We start from the raw sequence: 18,611 nt of genomic DNA on the forward strand, positions 1-18,611 counted from the left end.
AAACTGTTTACCTACTTAACAATATACGCTATGTCTGTCGAGAGACTTAGGGAGGCACATCATGGCACCTCGCGCGGCTGCGAAACAGATAAAGACCGACACGACACCCGTCGTCTCAGATCTCGAGACGTTGATTGGCTACAACATGAAACGGGCCTATGTGGCAATCCAGAAGGACTTTCGCGCAGCACTTGGCGAGGGCGGGCTTTCGCCACGCACTTTCTCGGCGCTGTCACTGGTCGTCGCCCACCCCAATATCAGCCAAAGCAGCCTCGCAAGGATGCTCGGGATCGAACGCTCCGGCCTCGTTGCCATCATTGACGAACTTGAACGCCGCAACTTTCTGACGCGCAGCGTTGTGCCTGATGATCGCCGCATACAGGCGCTGGTTGCCACGCCGGATGGTCAACTGGCCTATCACGACACTCTGGCAACGGTTCAGGCACATGAAGATCGCCTTCTGGCCGATCTCTCCGCTTCGGACAAAGAAACGCTGATGCAGCTTTTGAAAAAAATCCGCCTCACAGATAAGGAGGGCCTGTAATGCAGGACTGGTCGGGACATGGCGCAATCGTCACAGGTGCGGCCTCTGGCCTTGGGGCCGCAACCGCTGAAAGACTTGCAGCCAGCGGGCTGAAGGTCACGATCTTTGATATGAATGCGACCGCGGGGCAAGCACAGGCCGACAAGGTCGGCGGCACATTTGCCGCCGTCGATGTTTCAAACCCCCAATCTGTCGCAGACGGGATTGCCAAGGCCGAGGCCACCCATGGCGCGACCCGCGTTCTGGTCAATTGCGCAGGCATCGCTGCCGCAGCCAAAACCGTGTCGCGCGGCGAAGCCCACGACGCAGATATGTTCGACCGCGTGATCCGCGTGAACCTGATCGGCAGCTTCAATTGCGCCAGTCAGGCGGCCGCGCGTATGGTGGCAGCAGACCCGATTGACGCGGATGGCGCGCGCGGTGTGATTATCAACACAGCCTCGGTCGCGGCCTATGACGGGCAGATCGGGCAGTTGGCCTACTCTGCGAGCAAAGGCGGCATCGTGGGCATGACCCTGCCGATGGCCCGCGATCTGGCCGACAAGGGCATCCGCGTTTGCACCATCGCACCGGGGCTTTTCCTCACGCCGCTCCTGCGCGAACTACCCGAAGAAGTGCAGGCCTCGCTTGGCGCACAGGTGCCGTTCCCGTCCCGTCTGGGCGATCCCGCCGAATACGGCGAACTGGTCGATCACATCACCCGCAACCCGATGCTCAACGGTGAGGTCATCCGTCTGGATGGCGCAATCCGGATGGCACCACGCTAGAAAGACCCAAGGCCATGACGGCACAGACCTCTGCCTCCGCCGATTTCTGGAACCCCGCTTTTGACTACGAACGCCGCGACGACGGCACGGTCATCATCCGGCAGCAAGGCGACCTGCCGGATCACCCCCAATTACTGGCCGACTATCTCGACAAATGGGCCGAAGAAACCCCGGATACCACCTGGATTGCGCGCCGCGCGGATGGCGGCGACTGGCGGCATATCACCTATGCCCAAGGGCGCACGATGGCCAAAGCGATTGGCGCGGGCCTGCTGGCCATGGGACTTGGGCCAGACCGCCCCCTGCTGGTGCTCTCTGAGAACAGCCTTGAACATGCACTTCTTGGCATGGCCTGCGCTTACGTAGGTGTGCCCTATGCGCCGCTCTCTCCCGCCTATGCGCTGGTTTCGACCGATCACGCCAAGCTGCGCAATATCGCCACGCTGCTTAATCCCGGCGCACTTTTCGCCGACGATGGGGGGCAATTCGCCAAGGCATTAGACGCGATCAGCGCGCCAGACCGCAAGGTGATCAATCTGCGCAACCTTGTGGATGGGGCCGTCAGCTTCGATAGCCTGCTTGCGACAGACCCCGCGCCCGCCGAAGCCGCCCGCACCAATCTGACCCCCGATACGGTGGTAAAATACCTCTTCACCTCAGGGTCTACCGGATCACCCAAGGCGGTGATCAATACCAACCGCATGATCTGTGCCATGCAGGCCGTCGTGCGCGATTGCTACCGCTTCCTGACCAAAGAACCGCCCGTCGTTCTGGACTGGGGCCCATGGAACCACACCGCGGCAGGTAACAAGGTGTTCTATCTGGTGATGACAAATGGCGGCAGCTACTACATCGACGATGGCCGCCCTGTGCCGGGCAAGTTTGACGAAACCCTGCGCAACCTGCGCGAAATATCCTGCACATGGTACTTCAACGTGCCCATGGGCTACGACATGCTGGTTGACCAGCTTGAGGCGGACCCTGCCCTTGCGCAGACCTTCTTTGGCAAGCTTGGCATGATGTTCTATGCCGGTGCGGGCATGGCCCAGCGCACATGGGACCGTTTGCGCGCCGCAGGGCGTGCGACCACCGGCCATGAAGTATTGCTGGCCACAGGGCTTGGTGCGACCGAGACTGCACCCTTCGCGCTGGCTTGCACCGAACCGCAGGAAAAATCCGGCAATGTCGGTGTCATCTCGCGGGGGCTGGCGCTGAAACTTGTCCCCAATGGCGGCAAGCTCGAGGCGCGCATCAAAGGCCCCACGATCTTTCCGGGCTACTATGGCGACCCCGAACAGACCAGCAAAGCATTTGACGAAGAAGGCTACTACTGCATGGGCGACGCCCTGCGCCCTGCTGACCCCGATGATTTCTCGAAAGGGTTCTTCTTTGACGGGCGGATCGCGGAAAACTTCAAACTCTCCACCGGCACATGGGTGGCCGTCGGTGCCGTGCGCGCCGGATTGGTCGATGCGATGGACGGGCTGATCCGTGACGCTGTGATCACCGGCGAGGATGAGGCCCAACTTGGCGCGATGGTGCTTTTGTCACCCGCCGCCGCACAGATGGATGCGATCGCGCTGCGCGCCGCCTTGACCGAGAAACTGGCAGCGGCCGCCAAGGCCGCCACCGGATCTGCCAGCCGCGTGCGGCGGATCATCGTGCTGACCGAACAGCCCAGTTTCGACAAAGGCGAAGTGACCGAAAAAGGCTCGCTCAACCAGCGCGCCCTGCGCAGCAACCGCGCAGAGACGCTCGCCCGTCTTTACAGCGATGATCCTGCGGTCATCGCTGTCTAGAAGCTGTCGATAAACCAGACCAGCCAAAGCGTAATCGCCGGAAACGCGGTCAGGATGACCACGCGGATCAGGTCGGTGATCACGAATGGCAACGCGCCTTTATAGGTTTCCTTGATCGGCGTGTCCTTGGCCATCCCGTTAATAATGAATAGGTTCAGACCCACCGGTGGCGTGATGAGCCCGACCTCGACCACGATCAGCACCAGAATGCCGAACCACAGCCCGAAATCCTGCGGCGACATGCCAAAATCCAGCACGATCATAATCGGATAGATAATCGGCACCGTCAAAAGCACCATCGACAGGCTGTCCATCACACAGCCGAAAATCAGATACATGAACAGGACCACGGCCAAAACGACCCAAGGCGAAAGCCCCGCATCCCCGACCCAGGCTGCGGCGACCTGTGGCAATTGGCTGAGTGCCAAGAAGCTGTTGTAGAACCCCGCACCCAGAATAATCAGATATATCATCGCCGAGGCGCTTGCGGTCGCAAGGATCGCCTGGCCCAGTTTCGCCCATGTCATCTGCCCCGAAAGAATACTGATCAGCCCCGTGCCCGCGGCCCCCACGGCTGCAGCTTCCGTCGGTGTAAAGACACCGATATAGATACCGCCTACGACGACCACAAAGATCGTCAGGACGGGCCAGACCTTGCCCAGCGCGACCAGACGCTCAGACCACGGCACGCGGTCCTTGACCATCGCGGAATTGGGCGACACGCGCATCCAGACCGAAATCGCGATGATATAACCGAGTGCCGCCAGAATGCCCGGCACCAGAGCGGCCACGAAAAGCTTTTCGATATTTTGCTCGGCCAGAATGGCGTAGATCACGAGGATCACTGACGGCGGGATCAGGATCCCCAAGGTCCCCCCTGCCGCCAAAGCGCCTGTCGCCAAGGATCCGGGGTATCCATAGCGCTTCAACTCCGGCAGTGCCACCTGCCCCATCGTGGCGGCGGTTGCCAGAGAGCTGCCGCATATCGCACCAAAGCCGGCACAGGCACCGATTGCCGACATCGCCACACCGCCCCGGCGGTGGCCAAGGAAACTTTCAGCTGCACGGAACAGCGAGGCCGACATGCCCGACAGGGTCGCAAACTGGCCCATTAGCAAAAACAACGGAATAATCGAATACGAATAGTTCGAGAACGTGCCATAGGTGACATTCTTGAACGCATTCAGCACCGGCAGCGAGGTGCCGTAAATCAGATATGAACCGCAGACGCCGACAGCCATCATCGACAGGGCAATCGGAACCCGCAAAAACACCAAAAGCAGAAGGGCCGGAAACGACCACAGGGCCAGCGCAAGATCGCTCATGACAAGGGCTCCATTTGGGCGTTTTTCCAGATCAGCCCACGTGCGGACCGGATCACACAAAATGCGGCGACAAGCACAAAACCAACTGCCCCCACCAGACAGGCGGCATAGCCGATCCAAACAGGGATTTGGGCAATCAGGGTGGTTTCGCCATAACGCTGTTTATCCAGCAGGCCCAACCAAAGCCGATGGGCAATCAGCGTCGCCAGAACCAGCATGCCCACATCAATCAAAACATTCAGAGACCGGTTCATGACATCGGGCAATGTCGATTTGAACAGATCAACAGCCGCATGGGAGTTCATGTACTGACACCACGGCAAAAAGGCAAAAATCGCGGCGCCAACGGCAATCTCGGTATAGTCATAGATTCCACGGATCGGGCCACAGCAGACACCGGCTGAAAACAACGCGCGCCCGGCAATTGACACGACCGTCAGGACCACGATCGCCACAAGCAACGCACCGCCCGCAAGCGCCAGAAGGCGTGCCACAACACCAGCCATTCGTGAAAGCATCACATACATTGCACCCTCCCAAGCGCAGCAAAAATCCGGGCGTCTTTGCAGGCGCCCGGATCAATCGCTAAAACTGCTAGCCCGCAAGCATCGCTGTTTTCTCGTCGATCAGCTGTTTCGCGCGGTCAATCAGCGCCTGACCATCAATGCCTTTGGCATCCATTTCAGCAACCCATCTGTCGATGACCGGCTGTGCGGCTTCTTTCCAGCGCGCCACCTCGGCTTCATCCAGCGTGATGATGTTGTTGCCTGCATTCACCGCAATCTCGCGACCTGGTGCATCGTAGTCGAACATCACTTGCGAGAAGGCCTGCGCCATCGCCGCACCGCTTTCGGCATCGAGGATTTCACGCAGATCATCTGGCAGCGCTTCATAAGCGGACTTGTTCATCACCATGATGATCGTCGCGGTATAGAGCGCCTCTGGTCCACCGAATTCGGTGTGGTTGCTGACAAGTTCCGTCAAACGGATCGACGGTGTCACTTCCCATGGAATAACCGTGCCGTTGATGACACCTTTGGACAGCGCCTCGGGGATTGCGGGCAGCGGCATACCGACGGGTTCAGCACCCAGCTCGGACAGCAGATCGTTGATGATGCGGGTTGGACCGCGCAGAGTTTTGCCCGCCATATCCTCGAGCCGGGTAATCGGCTCTTCCGAGTGGATCAGGCCCGCGCCGTGGACCCAACCGGCCAGCACTTTGAAGTCGCCGTATTCGCTTTCAGCAAAGTCTTCTTCGATCATCTGCTGGAATGCCAGTGAGGTGGCGATCGAATCTTTCATGATGAAAGGCAATTCGAACACCTCGGTCCGTGGGAATCGTCCGGGGGTGTAGCCCACAACAGACATCGCGATATCGACAACACCGTCACGCGCCTGGTCAAGCAATTCAGGCGGACGCCCGCCAAGGGCCATCGCGTCAAAGTGCTGGATGCGCAAACGCCCGCCCGAGGCCGCCTCAAGACGCTCACCCCAAGGTTTGAACGCAGCGGCAGGCAGCGGTGCGACAGGCGGCAGGAACTGGTGGAACCGCAAGGTCGCATCCTGTGCAAAGGCCAGATTGGGGCCAACACCAGCGGCAAGCGCACTGGCAGCAGTGGTTTTCAGAAAGTCTCTTCTTTTCATGGTATCTCCTCCCAAAGATTTTGAGTTAGTGCGTCGTGCGTTTTTCACACTGCGCGTTGATCCAGCCTCTTGTCACCTGAATTTTGGCTCCCGCTTCTCAAGAAAGGCGCGCAGCCCTTCTTTTGCGCCATCAGATGACTGAGACATTGCTGCCGCAAGGCTCTCGGTAAAGAGCCCGTCACTCCGCGACATATCCCCGATGCGCGAAATCGCATTGATCATCAGGTAATTTGAAAACGGCGCGTTATCCGCAATCCGGCGCGCCAGCTTCTGCGCAAGGGCCAGACCCTCGCCTTCTTCAACGGCATAATGGGCCAGCCCCATCGCCAGTCCATCCTCGGCCCCGTAACTGCGGCCCGTCAACATCATCTCGCGCATCCGGTCAGCACCCAGAATCCGGCCAACCCGGACAGTCGCCCCGCCACCCACAAAGATGCCGCGTCTTCCTTCGGGCAGTTGAAACCGCACCGATGGTTCCGCAATCCGCACGTGAGTCGATGTCGCAATTTCAAGCCCGCCACCAATGACCGCACCGGTCAGAACCGAGATGACAGGCAGCCCGCCGAACTCGATCAACTCGGACACACGGTGCCAGTTGCGTGAATGGAAAACGCCGGGGATCGGTTTGCGGCATTCATGTTCGGCCAGATCAAGACCGGAACAGAAATGCCCGCCCTCACCCCGTAAAATAACGGCATTCACGCCCTCTGGCGGGTTGGAGAAGAAAGCGTCGAGCGCATCGACAAGCGCGTCGTTCATTGCATTGCGCTTGTCAGGACGGTTGAAAACGATGGTCGCAATATCGCCGTCCACGTCAACGCGTGTGACAGAGGTATCCAGCTCCGAAGACCGCATCATTCTCTCCGTAAAAAACTCAATTCTGAAAACTGTTGTATAGGTTAACAGTTTTGCTGTATATCTTTTTTTGCACGGACTGGTCATGCGGGAGGATTACATGGTCGATTTCGCCTCGGTGAAAGCAATTGATTTTCACACCCACGCAGAAGAACCCTGCTGTAACCATCGCGATGACGGGTACAATGAATTTCAGGCTGGCATGGCTGCCTATTTCAAAAATCCCGCAGGCGCGCAGGGCATGTTGCCCACCGTGCAGGACACCGCCAACTACTACCGCGAACGCAATATCGCCGCCGTGATCTTTCCGGTCGATGCAGAACGCGAAACGGGATTCCGGCGGTATTCGAACGAAGAAGTCGCGAAAATCTGCGCCGAGAACGACGACATCCTTATCCCTTTTGCCTCGGTTGATCCGCACAAGGGCAAGGCTGGCGCGCGCGAAGTGCGCCGTCTGGTGCGCGAATTCGGCGTGCGCGGTTTCAAATTCCATCCCACCATGCAGGGGTTTTTTCCCAACGACCACGACACCGCCTATGCCGTGCTTGAAGCATGCGCCGAAGAAGGGGCGATCACGCTTTTCCACACCGGCCAGACCGGTGTTGGGTCCGGCATGCGCGGCGGCATGGGAATGCGGCTGAAGTATTCCAACCCCATGCACCTTGATGATGTGGCGGTTGATTTCCCCGACATGCCCATCGTGCTGGCCCACCCGTCTTTCCCGTGGACCGAAGAAGGCCTCGCCGTCGCCCAGCACAAGCCCAATGTCTATTATGACATGTCCGGCTGGTCGCCCAAATACTTTCCCGAAACCTTCATCCGCTATGCCAATTCGATCCTGAAAAAGAAGATGCTGTTCGGCTCCGACTGGCCCGCGATCACACCGGACCGCTGGTTGGCAGATTTCGAAAACGCGCCCTTCAAAGACGAGGTCCGCCCCCTGATCCTGAAGGAAAACGCCCTGCGCATTTTGGGTGAAAGCGTTTAGGCCCCCACACCGGAAAGGTTGCGACAATGACTAAACAAGCACCTCTGGACGATACGATCACGCTGGAACAGTTGGACCGCGATCCGTTTCCGATCTACCGCCGTCTGCGCGCCGAGGCCCCTGTGCTACGCGTCAAAGCGGCAGGGCGCACCCTTCTGACCAAAGCTGCCGATACCAAATACGTCAAAGACAACCCCGAGATCTTCAGCTCGGACGACCCAAACACCCCCATGAAACGCGCCTTCCGCGCCCATACCCTGATGCGCAAGGACGGCGAAGAACACCGCCGCGAACGGATGGCCATGGCCCCCGCCTTTGCGGCACGGGTGATCCAGAACGACTGGATGCCCCGCTACGAGGAAATCGCACGTGATTATGTCGGCCGCCTGCCGCGCGGCGAGGTGGTTGACCTCTTTTCAATCCTGTCGGGTGCCTACGCCGCGCGCGGCCTTGCGATCCTGCTGGGGATGGAAGAGGCCAGCGATGAAGACATGCTCGAATGGTCGCAAGCGCTGATCGAAGGGGCGGGCAACTTTGGCTGGCGCGACGCGCCTTTTGCGCGCAGCGACCGCGCCAATGACGCGATTGATGCGTTGCTCGACAGCATTCAGGACCGCCACCGCGCCGCGCCCAACAACTCGGCCTTTTCGGTCATGCTGAACGCCGACGATCCGATCGCGATGTCGCAAATCTACGCCAACATCAAAATCGCCATCGGCGGCGGGATCAACGAACCGCGCGATGCGCTCAACACCATCCTTTACGGGTTGTTGACCAACCCCGACCAGTTGGAAGAGGTCAAGCGCAACGACGGTTGGGACAAAGCCTTTGAAGAAGGCGTGCGCTGGGTCGCCCCGATCTCGGCCTCATCAAGGCTCGTCACCGAGGACACGGAAATTCGCGGCTATCTGATTCCCAAGGGTGACACGGTCATGACCATCCAAGCCAGCGCCAACCGCGATGAAGAGCTCTACGACAACGGCGAGGCGTTTCAGGTCTACCGTGACAAGAACCCCCATCAATCCTTTGGAAACGGCCCGCATTTCTGCCAAGGTACGCATGTCGCACGTCGCGCGGTTGGCAAGGTGATGCTGCCGATCCTGTTTGACCGGTTCCCCGACATGGAAATTCCCGACACTGACGCCGTCATCTGGCGCGGTTTTGGCTTTCGCGGCCCCGTGCAAATCCCTGTCTTGCTGAAATAGCGCCGCCCATGACAGCCTTCAAAGCCCCCACCGAAGACATCCTCTTTTCGCTCAACCATGTCGCACAGGCCAACAGGCTTGATGACTGGGACGCAGAGCTTGCAGGCGATATTCTGGGCCATTTCGCAGGCTTCGCCGAAGGCGTCATCGCCCCGCTCAACGCCATCGGCGACCAGCAGCATGCACAGCTGGTCAATGGCCGCGTGCGGATGCCCGAAGGCTTTGGCGCAGCCTATGCGCAGCTTGCGGGCGATGGCTGGCAAGGCCTGACAGCGCCCGAACGGTTTGGCGGCATGGCAGCCTCGCCACTGATCGCGGCGGCAGTATCCGAGGTGTTTTCCGGCGCCAACCACGCGCTGCAAATGGTCTGCAATCTGGTCCCCGGCGCGATTACGACACTGCTGAAATACGGCAGCCCCGCCCAGCAGGACCACTGGATTCCCAAACTCGCCTCGGGCGATACGCTCTCCACCATGTGTCTGACCGAAGCACAGGCGGGGTCTGATCTGTCCGCCATCCGCTGCCGTGCTGAAAACACAGGCGATGGCTGGACAATCACCGGCGAAAAGATCTTCATCTCTGGCGGCGATCAGGACATGTCCGCCGATATCCTGCATCTGGTGCTGGCGCGCAGCGGGCCTGCAGATTCGGGGATGAAGGGCCTTTCGCTCTACCTTTGCCCCGCACAGGCACAGGTCAGCGTCACTCGGATCGAAGACAAAATGGGGCTGCACGCCTCGCCCACCTGCCAGATGCGCTTTGACGGCGCAGGGGCAGAACTGATCGGCGCGGAAGGCCAAGGGCTTGCGGCTATGTTCACCCTGATGAACCACGCCCGAATTGATGTGGCGCTGCAAGGGGTCGCCCACGCCAGCCGAGCCGCCGAGATCGCCGCCGCCTATGCCGCCGAGCGCACACAAGGCCGTCAGGCAGATGGCGCGCCCGCACAACTGCATCATCATGCCGATGTGCTGCGGATGCTGAACGAACAGCGCAGACTTGCCATGGGCGCGCGGGCCATGTGCCACATCGCGCTGGTGGCGCTTGCACGCAACGACCGTCCTGCGCTTGGCGATTTCCTGACCCCGCTGTGCAAGGTTTTCGGCTCCGAGGCAGGCATCCGCGCCGCTGATCTCGGGATCCAGATCTTGGGCGGCTATGGTTACCTGACCGAATACGGGCTTGACCAGATCTGGCGGGACGCCCGCATCTGCGCGATCTACGAAGGCGCAAACGGTATCCACGAACGCAGCATCGCCACACGCGGCCTGCGCCCGGGGGGCGGCGCAGATGAATTCGCAGAGCTGATCACCGAACTTGCACATGGATCAAAGACGGTTCTGGCCCGTCTTGACGCTTGGCAAGGCTGGCGGGCAGAGATGACCCGCGCCGCCGATCCCCTTCCCCAGGCCCACGCTTTCGCGCAGGAAACAGCGCAATTGTTCTGCGCAGCCTCTTGGACGCAGATCGCCCATGTGGCACACCATCACCATGCCCCCCAAGACCTGCTGCGCCTTGCGCAAACAGCACGCTAGAAGGATCACCCCATGACCAACCCAGACGTCATTATCGCAGGCGGCGGCATCGGCGGGCTGACCATGGCGCTGACGCTGCACCAGATCGGGGTGTCCTGCCGCGTGATCGAGGCCGCACCTGTCATGCAGCCTTTGGGCGTGGGCATCAACATTCAACCCAACGCCGTGCGCGAACTCTTCGATCTGGGCATCACGGCCACCGATCTTGATACCGTTGGCGTGCCCGCACGCGAATGGGCCTTGGTGGGGCTGAACGGCAAGGAAGTCTACGCCGAACCCCGTGGCACCGAGGCCGGATACAAATGGCCGCAATACGCAGCCTATCGCGGTGAATTCCATATGCTGCTGTACCGCAAGGTCGTGGAACGGTTGGGGGCCGATGCCGTGATCCTTGGTACGCGTGTCACAGGCTATCGCACGACGGAAAACGGCGTGATCGCAGAACTATGCGATGCAGACGGCACGACCCGAGACCTCAAAGCCAAGCTTCTGATCGGGGCCGACGGCATCCATTCGGCCATCCGCGCCCAGATGCACCCTGACCAACCGCCCATCAATTGGGGCGGTGCTGTCATGTGGCGTGGCACCATCCGCGCTAAACCGATGCGCACCGGATCATCCTTCATCGGGCTGGGCACGCATGAACACCGCATGGTGATCTATCCGATCTCGGCCCCCGCCGCAGACGGCACAGCCCTGATCAACTGGATCGCCGAAGTGACGCGTGACAACGCAGGCGGCTGGCAGGAACAAGGCTGGTTCCGCCCGGTCGACGTGGACAGCTTCGCGCACCATTTTGATCAATTCCGGTACGACTGGCTTGATGTCCCTGCCATGCTAGCGCGCACCGACAATGCCTATGAAAACCCCATGATCGACCGCGATCCGATCCCCACTTGGGTCGATGGACCCGTAGGCTTGATGGGTGACGCAGCCCATGCAATGTATCCCACAGGGTCCAACGGGGCGAGCCAGGCCATCGTCGACGCCCGCGTGATCGGTGCACAAATGCTGGCGCATGGCGTGACCCCTGCGGCGCTTGCGGCCTATGACGCGCAGCTTTGCGCACCTGTTTCTGCCTTGATCCTGCGCAACCGCGGCGCAGGGCCGTTTGGCCTGCTCAATCTGCTGGATGACCGCTGTGGCGGTGTGTTCGACAATATCGACGACGTGATCCCCGCCGCTGAGCGTGCGGCCTTTATGGCCGATTACAAAGCCGCCGCAGGCTTTGCCATCGACCGGCTGAATGCAGCGCCGCCGACGATTGCGCCTACTCCGGCACCGCACGTACCAGCGCACTGATAAACGCCCGCGCCGCAACTGAACGCACCTCTTCGGCGCGCGACATCACCCCCACGGCCCCCGTGGTGGCCGATGTATCCAGATCAAGCGCCACCAATCGCCCCTCGGCCAGATCAGCGGCCACAACGCCGTAGCTGATCACCCAAACAGTGTTGGGATCGGCCAGCGTGACGGCCCGCCCGAAAGCAGATGAGGCAGACTCAATCCGGTCCCGAAACAGCGGCACCCCTTGCGAAATCAGCAAACGCGCCACGAGCGACCGAATGGCAAAGTCTTGCGGTGGATAAAGAACGCGAAACGCATCAAGCTCTGCGAATTGGCGGACAGCCAAGGCGGGGCTTTCGGGCTGTGCGACGACTACCACTGCTTCGGTGTAAAGTTGCAAAAATTCGAGGCCCGTCATCGTTTCAGGCCGCCCCAATCGCCCCACAACCAGATCAAGCCCCCCGCTGCGCAACCGCGTCGTCAGGTCCTGATGCGGCCCCTCATGCAACTCAATCAGCGTATCAGGGCTGCGCGCACCAAAATCCGACACCGCCTGCGGTAAAAGATGTGAGGCCACACTGGGCAGCGCCCCGATGCGCAGCTTTCCCGCCGACAACCCCGTCGCCCGCACGCTACGCAATCCATGTCGCAAGGCCGAAGTGCTTTGTTCGGCGAATTGCAGGAACGTATCGCCCTCTGCCGTCAGTTTCACGCCCGCACGGCTGCGTTCCAGCAATACGACGCCAATAATCTCTTCCAGCTCTTTGAGTGCTTTTGAGATCGCAGGCTGGGTCAGGTGCAACTGCTCTGCCGCGACCTTCAGACTGCCCGCACGGGCAATCGCACTGAACGCGTTGAGATGGCGAAATTTGATCCTGTGATCCATTTAGTTTCCCAAAATAGCAACTAAATGACGCGAATAATCAATTTTCATCACCGTTTCAATATGCCATTCCCTTTCGCAGGAGGCATTTCAAACATGAAAACGCAAGTGGCGATCATCGGTGGCGGACCATCGGGTCTTTTATTGTCTCAATTGCTGCACACACGCGGCATTGAAAGCGTCGTGTTGGAACGCAAGACGCGCGACTACGTTCTGGGGCGCATTCGTGCCGGCGTGCTTGAGCAGGGTCTGGTCAAACTCATGGAAGAAGCAGGCTGTGCCGACCGCCTCCATGCAGAGGGGATCCTGCATGACGGCACACTGATTTCTTACGGCGATGAGATGTTCCGCGTCGATTTCACCGAACACACAGGCACACCTGTTGTCGTTTACGGCCAGACCGACGTGACGCGTGACCTTTATGATGCGCGCGAAAAAGCAGGTGGGCAGATTGAATTCAACGTCGAAGACGTGGTGATCCACGACGCCGACACTGACGCCCCCTCCATCACCTATATGGTTGATGGCCAAGAGCGGCGCCTTGAGTGTGATTTCATCGCAGGCTGTGACGGGTTCCATGGGGTCAGCCGCCAGACAATTCCACTGGATGTGCGGCGCGAATATGAAAAGGTCTATCCCTTTGGCTGGCTTGGCATTCTGTCGGAGACGCCCCCCGTTAACCACGAACTGATCTACGCCAATTCACCGCGCGGCTTTGCTCTTTGCTCGATGCGCAACGAAAACCTCAGCCGCTACTACATCCAGTGCTCGCTCAGCGACAAACCCGAGGACTGGACGGACGCGGCCTTCTGGGAAGAGCTGAAACGCCGTATCCCTGCCGATCAGGCGGCAAATCTGGTCACAGGCCCGTCGATCGAGAAATCCATCGCGCCCCTGCGGTCCTTCGTGACCGAACCGATGCGCTGGGGGCGCTTGTTCCTGTGCGGTGACGCCGCCCATATCGTACCGCCCACGGGGGCCAAGGGCCTGAACACAGCGGCCTCTGATGTCCATTACCTCTATGACGGCCTGACCGAATTCTACGCCAACGGCAGCACTGACGGCATCGACAGCTATTCGCAAAAGGCCCTCGCCCGCGTCTGGAAGGCCGAGCGCTTTAGCTGGTGGTTCTCGTCTCTGATGCACCGCTATCCCGATCAATCCGAATTCGATCTGAAAATGCAGGTCGCCGATCTCGAATTCCTGCGGTCCAACAAAGCCGCGCAAAAGGCGATGGCTGAAAACTATGTGGGCTTGCCGTATTGATTTACGCGCGCGTCTGACATTCACTCACGACGGAGGATCACAATGACAGACCGGTTTGACACAGGCATGGCGACACGGCGTGCCGTTCTGGGCAACGCGCATGTGGATAAGGCAGAAGCCGCCAAGACCGACTTTGATCTGCCGTTCCAGACGCTGATCACCGAAGCCGCCTGGGGCACGGTCTGGGCGTCAGATGCGATCACGCAGCGTGAACGGTCGATGATCACACTGGCGCTGCTGGCTGCGACCAAGAACTTTGAGGAAATCCCGATGCATATCCGCGCGACAGCGCGCACCGGTGCCAGCAAACAGGACGTGATCGAGGCCTTTCAGCATGTCGCGATCTACGCGGGCGTGCCTGCGGCCAATCACGCGATCAAGCTTGCCAAACAAACCTATGCCGAAATGGAAGGGGATCAGACATGACATCACCGCTTTACCAACGCGACCGCGAATGGCACCCCCCTGCACTGGCACCGGATTACAAGACCAGCCTCGGCCGGTCCCCGAAGAACGCGCTTTTGTCGCTCGAGGGCTCGCCCAGCGAACTCACAGGCCCGACCTTCGGCCACAACGACATCGACGCCATCGACAATGACCTGTTGCGCAACTACGCCAAATCCGGTGATCCCATCGGCGAACGGATTATCCTGCATGGCCGTGTTCTGGATGAAAACTGGCGTCCAGTGCCCAACACGCTTGTGGAAATCTGGCAAGCCAATGCAGGCGGGCGCTACCGGCACAAGAAAGACAGCTACCTTGCCGCGATCGACCCCAATTTCGGCGGCTGCGGCCGGACCCTTACAGACGAGAACGGCTATTACACCTTCCGCACCGTAAAACCGGGCGCCTACCCGTGGCGCAACTGGATCAACAGCTGGCGTCCGGCACATATCCATTTTTCGGTTTTCGGCACGGCCTTTGCCCAGCGCCTGATTACCCAGATGTACTTCGAAGGCGACCCGCTGATCGCGAAATGCCCCATCGTGAAATCCATCCCCGACCAGCGCGCGGTGGATCAACTCGTCGCAGCCCTCGACCTCAACGCGACAGTCCCGCTCGACAGCATCGCCTATAAGTTCGACATCATCCTGCGCGGCCAGCGTTCGACCTTCTTTGAAAACCGTCCGGAGGGAAATTGATATGACCCAATCACTCGACTACCTCAAAGAAACCGCCTCGCAGACGGCAGGCCCCTATGTACATATCGGCCTCGCCCCCGGTGATGCGGGGTTTGATATCTACGCACAGGAACTGGGCCGCGATATCGCCGGACCCAACGCCAAGGGCCAGCGGATCACCGTGACAGGTATCGTGACCGACGGCACAGGCGCGCCGGTCAAGGACGTGCTGATCGAGATCTGGCAGGCCAATGCCGCAGGCATCTATGCCGGTGCGGGCGATGTCGAAGAGGGTTTTCGCGGCTGGGGCCGTGTGATCCCCGATTTTGACACCGGCAAATTCACCTTTGAGACCGTCAAGCCCGGCCCCGTTACCGGCACGGACGGGCGCACGGCGGCACCGCACCTGAACCTCTGGCTGGTCGCGCGCGGTATCAATGTGGGCCTGAACACGCGGATGTATTTTGACGATGAGAGTGCCAATCCCAGCGATCCGGTGCTGAACCTGATCGAACAGGCGCACCGCCGCGACACGTTGATCGCCAAGGGCGAGGCAAACACCTATGAATTCAACATCAGCCTGCAAGGCGAGAATGAAACCGTCTTTCTGGATGTGTAACCGACCATGACAAACCCCTGTATCATCTGCGTGGCCATCACCGGCTCTGTCCCGACACAAGCCGACAATCCGGCAGTGCCTGTGACGATCGCCGAACAGATCGAAAGCACCCATGCCGCATTCGAGGCCGGTGCCACTATCGCCCATTGCCACGTTCGCGATGACGCAGGCAAACCCACCTCTGATCCAGAACGCTTTGCGCGGCTGAAAGAAGGCATCGAGGCACATTGCCCCGGCATGATCGTGCAACTTTCCACGGGCGGGCGTTCAGGCGCGGGGCGCGAACGCGGCGGCATGCTGCCCTTGGCCCCCGACATGGCGTCACTCTCGGTTGGCTCCAACAATTTTCCCACGCGCGTCTATGAAAACAGTCCCGATCTTGTGGATTGGCTGGCGGCGGAAATGCTGGCCTATAACGTCAAACCCGAAATCGAAGCCTTTGACCTCAGCCATATTGTCCAGGCCACCCGCATGGCAGGTGACGGGCGCTTGAAGGGGCCACTTTACGTACAATTCGTGATGGGTGTCAAAAACGCGATGCCCGCAGATGAGCCGATCTTTGACTTCTACATCGAGACCCTGAAACGGCTGGCCCCTGATGCCCAGTGGTGTGCCGCAGGCATCGGGCCTACGCAACTGACGGTGAATGAATGGGCCATCTCCAAGGGTGGGCATACCCGCACCGGCCTTGAAGACAACATCCGTCTTGATCGCACCACGCTGGCCCCGTCGAATGCGGCATTGGTGCAGCGCGCTGTTGATCTGTGCGACAAATACGAACGCCCCGTCGCCACATGGCAAGAGGCGCGCGCGATTCTCGGCCTGCAAAAGAGCGCTGCATGATCAGCCCGCAGGACCGCGCTCAATGATGTTTGCAACACTCAACGGGGCCACCCTGCACTACCGCTTCCACGCGGGCCAGGGGCGTGCTGTGGTCTTTCTCAACTCGCTCGGCACGGATTTCCGTATCTGGGACGCGGTGATCGCGCACTTGCCCGCGGAGACGCCTGTGCTGTGTATCGACAAACGCGGCCACGGTCTCAGCGATGGCAATGATATCACCATGCCAAATCTGGTCGGTGATGTCGCCGCGCTGATGGACCACACCGGTCTGACTTCTGCCCTTATATGCGGCGTCTCCGTCGGTGGCTTGATTGCGCAGGGTTTGGCAACAACGCGCCCCGACCTCGTTTCTGGGCTGGTGCTGTGCTGTACGGGCGCGAAAATCGGCGATGCGGCCATGTGGAACACGCGGATTGCCGCGGTCCAGACTGACGGGATCGGCGCAATGGCACCTGCCATCCTTGAGCGGTGGTTCAGCGCGCAGTTCAGGACCGAACAGCCCACCGCCCTTGCGATTTACCGCAACATGCTGGCCCGTACCCCCGCCGACGGCTATGCCGCCGTCTGCGCCGCCCTGCGCGACACGGATTCAACTGCGGCCACCCGAACCATCACCGTACCCACCCACTGCATCGCAGGCAGCGCGGATCTGTCAACGCCACCTGACCTTGTGCGTGCCCTCAGCGCGCTGATCCAAGGTGCAACCTTTGAGGTGATCGCGGACTGCGGCCACCTGCCCTGTATCGAGGCCCCCAAAACGGTGGCCCAAGCGATCATTGCGGTGCATAAGAGGATCCAATGACAGGGTTCACGCATCATCCATGGCTGAATGGTCTGCTCGGCGACAGCGAAACCGCCGCGATCTGGGGGCCGGCGCAGCAGATGCAGCATATGCTGGCATGCGAGGCAGCCTTTACGCGCGCCTTGGGGCACACAGGCAAGATATGCATGGATCAGGCGATAAAGGTCGCCGCGCTGATTACCGATTTCAAACCCGATCTTGATGCGATCAACACCGCCACGATGCGCGACGGTGTACCTGTCCCCGAATTGGTAGCGCAACTGAAACGCGCCGCGGGTCCGGATGCCGGTGCGGTCCATACAGGCACCACGTCGCAGGATGTGGTCGACACAGCGCTGGCCCTGACCATCAAGGCCTTTAACGATCTGCTTGGCGACAGGCTCACGTCCTTGGCCGCCGATTTTGACGCGCTCTCGGACCAGTTTCGCGACCGCACCATCATGGGGCGCACCCGCATGCAGGCGGCCCTGCCCATCGCCTTTTCGGAACGGCTCGCCACGTGGTCGCAACCTATGGCGCGGCACGCGCTGCGGCTCTCCCGCCTGCGCCCCGAGATCGAGGTGCTCAGCCTTGGCGGGGCCGTCGGAGATCGGGCAGCTCTCGGCGACCATGGCGATGCCATCGCCGCGGCCATGGCGGCTGACCTTGGGCTGCACAATCCGTCCAAAGCGCCCCATGCGATGCGCGACCATATCGCCGATTATGCCAACCTCTTGTCCCTGATCACCGGAAGCCTCGGCAAGATGGGGCAGGATATTTGTCTGATGGCACAACAGGGTATCGAAGAGATCGGCTTGGAAGGCGGCGGCGCATCTTCTGCCATGCCGCATAAACAGAACCCCGTGCTGGCCGAACTGCTGGTCACCAATGCGCGGTTCAACGCGACACAGCTTGCCGGGATGCACCACGCGCTGATCCATGAACAGGAACGCTCTGGCGCGGCATGGGTGCTGGAGTGGATGATCCTGCCACAAATGGCCGAAGTCACGGCGCGCAGCCTGTCGGTTGCGCATGATTTGGCAACGCGGATCACGCGGATCGGATAAGGCCACCAAGAGCCTAAACAAGTTTGAAAAGTTGATTTTTCGGACTTTCCCGCGACGGAAAGCCAGCGCCCTTGCGTGTAAT

At 60.1% G+C, this 18,611-nt stretch carries 19 protein-coding genes; 14 read left to right on the forward strand and 5 right to left on the reverse strand.

The annotated features are described in order from the left end of the window. Window positions 1–61: 61 nt before the first annotated feature. The 3 genes from SJY29_RS09445 to SJY29_RS09455 are packed head-to-tail and all read left to right on the forward strand — an operon-like array spanning window position 62 to window position 3,110. Window positions 62–544: a MarR family winged helix-turn-helix transcriptional regulator gene (locus SJY29_RS09445; protein WP_400082225.1), complete on the forward strand. Its 483-nt coding sequence runs from the start codon at window positions 62–64 to the stop codon at window positions 542–544. Continuing rightward, window positions 544–1,311, forward strand: coding sequence for an SDR family NAD(P)-dependent oxidoreductase (locus SJY29_RS09450; RefSeq protein WP_400082228.1), 768 nt, complete (start codon window positions 544–546; stop codon window positions 1,309–1,311). The genes SJY29_RS09445 and SJY29_RS09450 overlap by 1 nt, the downstream gene beginning before the upstream one ends. Window positions 1,312–1,325: 14 nt before the next feature. Beyond that, window positions 1,326–3,110: a feruloyl-CoA synthase gene (locus SJY29_RS09455; protein ID WP_400082231.1), complete on the forward strand. Its 1,785-nt coding sequence runs from the start codon at window positions 1,326–1,328 to the stop codon at window positions 3,108–3,110. Here the strand turns inward: SJY29_RS09455 and SJY29_RS09460 are convergent. The 4 genes from SJY29_RS09460 to SJY29_RS09475 form a co-directional block, all read right to left on the reverse strand. Then, complete coding sequence (locus SJY29_RS09460) at window positions 3,107–4,435, reverse strand: TRAP transporter large permease (protein WP_110279192.1); 1,329 nt, start codon at window positions 4,433–4,435, stop codon at window positions 3,107–3,109. The two genes, SJY29_RS09455 and SJY29_RS09460, sit on opposite strands and share 4 nt — an antisense overlap. Beyond that, window positions 4,432–4,953 (reverse strand): TRAP transporter small permease, encoded by a 522-nt coding sequence (locus SJY29_RS09465; protein ID WP_400082235.1) that lies wholly within the window; start codon window positions 4,951–4,953, stop codon window positions 4,432–4,434. The genes SJY29_RS09460 and SJY29_RS09465 overlap by 4 nt, the downstream gene beginning before the upstream one ends. A 76-nt stretch (window positions 4,954–5,029) precedes the next feature. Beyond that, the gene (dctP, locus tag SJY29_RS09470) at window positions 5,030–6,079 is read right to left on the reverse strand and encodes a TRAP transporter substrate-binding protein DctP (protein ID WP_400082238.1); all 1,050 of its coding nucleotides are present in this window, start codon (window positions 6,077–6,079) and stop codon (window positions 5,030–5,032) included. A gap of 72 nt (window positions 6,080–6,151) precedes the next feature. Further along, the gene (locus SJY29_RS09475) at window positions 6,152–6,937 is read right to left on the reverse strand and encodes a crotonase/enoyl-CoA hydratase family protein (RefSeq protein WP_327544964.1); all 786 of its coding nucleotides are present in this window, start codon (window positions 6,935–6,937) and stop codon (window positions 6,152–6,154) included. Between the two features lie 97 nt (window positions 6,938–7,034). Here SJY29_RS09475 and SJY29_RS09480 point away from each other — a divergent pair, with 97 nt between their 5' ends. The 4 genes from SJY29_RS09480 to SJY29_RS09495 are packed head-to-tail and all read left to right on the forward strand — an operon-like array spanning window position 7,035 to window position 11,964. Beyond that, complete coding sequence (locus tag SJY29_RS09480; protein ID WP_400088885.1) at window positions 7,035–7,922, forward strand: amidohydrolase family protein; 888 nt, start codon at window positions 7,035–7,037, stop codon at window positions 7,920–7,922. Between the two features lie 26 nt (window positions 7,923–7,948). Continuing rightward, window positions 7,949–9,127: a cytochrome P450 gene (locus tag SJY29_RS09485; RefSeq protein WP_400082241.1), complete on the forward strand. Its 1,179-nt coding sequence runs from the start codon at window positions 7,949–7,951 to the stop codon at window positions 9,125–9,127. Between the two features lie 8 nt (window positions 9,128–9,135). Continuing rightward, window positions 9,136–10,662, forward strand: a complete 1,527-nt coding sequence (locus SJY29_RS09490) for an acyl-CoA dehydrogenase family protein (protein ID WP_400082243.1) — start codon at window positions 9,136–9,138, stop codon at window positions 10,660–10,662. Window positions 10,663–10,674: 12 nt separating this feature from the next. Further along, window positions 10,675–11,964, forward strand: a complete 1,290-nt coding sequence (locus tag SJY29_RS09495) for a flavin-dependent oxidoreductase (RefSeq protein ID WP_400082246.1) — start codon at window positions 10,675–10,677, stop codon at window positions 11,962–11,964. On the opposite strand, the gene pcaQ is transcribed toward SJY29_RS09495, so the two are convergent. Further along, entirely contained in the window at window positions 11,933–12,835 is a 903-nt protein-coding gene (pcaQ, locus tag SJY29_RS09500) for a pca operon transcription factor PcaQ (protein ID WP_400082249.1), read from the reverse strand. The genes SJY29_RS09495 and pcaQ overlap by 32 nt on opposite strands. Window positions 12,836–12,928: 93 nt before the next feature. Between pcaQ and pobA the strand changes: the two genes are divergently transcribed. Genes pobA through SJY29_RS09535 form a run of 7 tightly spaced genes read left to right on the forward strand, consistent with a single transcriptional unit; the run spans window position 12,929 to window position 18,529 of the window. Then, window positions 12,929–14,098 (forward strand): 4-hydroxybenzoate 3-monooxygenase, encoded by a 1,170-nt coding sequence (pobA, locus tag SJY29_RS09505; protein WP_400082252.1) that lies wholly within the window; start codon window positions 12,929–12,931, stop codon window positions 14,096–14,098. A 42-nt stretch (window positions 14,099–14,140) separates the two neighbouring features. Next, window positions 14,141–14,524 carry a 4-carboxymuconolactone decarboxylase gene (pcaC, locus tag SJY29_RS09510; RefSeq protein WP_400082254.1) on the forward strand — a complete coding sequence of 128 codons (384 nt, stop codon included), beginning with the start codon at window positions 14,141–14,143 and terminating at the stop codon, window positions 14,522–14,524. After that, window positions 14,521–15,240: a protocatechuate 3,4-dioxygenase subunit beta gene (pcaH, locus tag SJY29_RS09515; RefSeq protein WP_400082256.1), complete on the forward strand. Its 720-nt coding sequence runs from the start codon at window positions 14,521–14,523 to the stop codon at window positions 15,238–15,240. Before pcaC ends, pcaH begins: the two co-directional genes overlap by 4 nt. A 1-nt stretch (window position 15,241) precedes the next feature. After that, complete coding sequence (pcaG, locus tag SJY29_RS09520) at window positions 15,242–15,838, forward strand: protocatechuate 3,4-dioxygenase subunit alpha (protein WP_400082259.1); 597 nt, start codon at window positions 15,242–15,244, stop codon at window positions 15,836–15,838. 6 nt (window positions 15,839–15,844) lie between these two features. Continuing rightward, on the forward strand, window positions 15,845–16,681 hold the full coding sequence (locus tag SJY29_RS09525; RefSeq protein ID WP_400082261.1) for a 3-keto-5-aminohexanoate cleavage protein: 837 nt from the start codon (window positions 15,845–15,847) through the stop codon (window positions 16,679–16,681). Window positions 16,682–16,703: 22 nt separating this feature from the next. Further along, window positions 16,704–17,483 (forward strand): 3-oxoadipate enol-lactonase, encoded by a 780-nt coding sequence (gene pcaD / locus SJY29_RS09530; RefSeq protein ID WP_400082264.1) that lies wholly within the window; start codon window positions 16,704–16,706, stop codon window positions 17,481–17,483. Then, window positions 17,480–18,529 (forward strand): 3-carboxy-cis,cis-muconate cycloisomerase, encoded by a 1,050-nt coding sequence (locus tag SJY29_RS09535; protein WP_400082267.1) that lies wholly within the window; start codon window positions 17,480–17,482, stop codon window positions 18,527–18,529. Before pcaD ends, SJY29_RS09535 begins: the two co-directional genes overlap by 4 nt. Window positions 18,530–18,611 lie beyond the last annotated feature (82 nt).

It is taken from the genome of Yoonia sp. R78084, assembly GCF_044595625.1.
Lineage (GTDB): Bacteria > Pseudomonadota > Alphaproteobacteria > Rhodobacterales > Rhodobacteraceae > Yoonia.

Coding starts and splice junctions, on each gene's coding strand:
- SJY29_RS09475 (WP_327544964.1), bottom strand. CDS start 6,937: ATGATGCGGTCTTCGGAGCTGGATACCTCTGTCACACGCGTTGACGTG.
- SJY29_RS09480 (WP_400088885.1), top strand. CDS start 7,035: ATGGTCGATTTCGCCTCGGTGAAAGCAATTGATTTTCACACCCACGCA.
- SJY29_RS09465 (WP_400082235.1), bottom strand. CDS start 4,953: ATGCTTTCACGAATGGCTGGTGTTGTGGCACGCCTTCTGGCGCTTGCG.
- SJY29_RS09485 (WP_400082241.1), top strand. CDS start 7,949: ATGACTAAACAAGCACCTCTGGACGATACGATCACGCTGGAACAGTTG.
- pcaH (WP_400082256.1), top strand. CDS start 14,521: ATGACATCACCGCTTTACCAACGCGACCGCGAATGGCACCCCCCTGCA.
- SJY29_RS09495 (WP_400082246.1), top strand. CDS start 10,675: ATGACCAACCCAGACGTCATTATCGCAGGCGGCGGCATCGGCGGGCTG.
- pcaC (WP_400082254.1), top strand. CDS start 14,141: ATGACAGACCGGTTTGACACAGGCATGGCGACACGGCGTGCCGTTCTG.
- SJY29_RS09450 (WP_400082228.1), top strand. CDS start 544: ATGCAGGACTGGTCGGGACATGGCGCAATCGTCACAGGTGCGGCCTCT.
- SJY29_RS09535 (WP_400082267.1), top strand. CDS start 17,480: ATGACAGGGTTCACGCATCATCCATGGCTGAATGGTCTGCTCGGCGAC.
- SJY29_RS09490 (WP_400082243.1), top strand. CDS start 9,136: ATGACAGCCTTCAAAGCCCCCACCGAAGACATCCTCTTTTCGCTCAAC.
- SJY29_RS09525 (WP_400082261.1), top strand. CDS start 15,845: ATGACAAACCCCTGTATCATCTGCGTGGCCATCACCGGCTCTGTCCCG.
- pcaD (WP_400082264.1), top strand. CDS start 16,704: ATGATGTTTGCAACACTCAACGGGGCCACCCTGCACTACCGCTTCCAC.
- SJY29_RS09445 (WP_400082225.1), top strand. CDS start 62: ATGGCACCTCGCGCGGCTGCGAAACAGATAAAGACCGACACGACACCC.
- pobA (WP_400082252.1), top strand. CDS start 12,929: ATGAAAACGCAAGTGGCGATCATCGGTGGCGGACCATCGGGTCTTTTA.
- pcaG (WP_400082259.1), top strand. CDS start 15,242: ATGACCCAATCACTCGACTACCTCAAAGAAACCGCCTCGCAGACGGCA.
- dctP (WP_400082238.1), bottom strand. CDS start 6,079: ATGAAAAGAAGAGACTTTCTGAAAACCACTGCTGCCAGTGCGCTTGCC.
- pcaQ (WP_400082249.1), bottom strand. CDS start 12,835: ATGGATCACAGGATCAAATTTCGCCATCTCAACGCGTTCAGTGCGATT.
- SJY29_RS09460 (WP_110279192.1), bottom strand. CDS start 4,435: ATGAGCGATCTTGCGCTGGCCCTGTGGTCGTTTCCGGCCCTTCTGCTT.
- SJY29_RS09455 (WP_400082231.1), top strand. CDS start 1,326: ATGACGGCACAGACCTCTGCCTCCGCCGATTTCTGGAACCCCGCTTTT.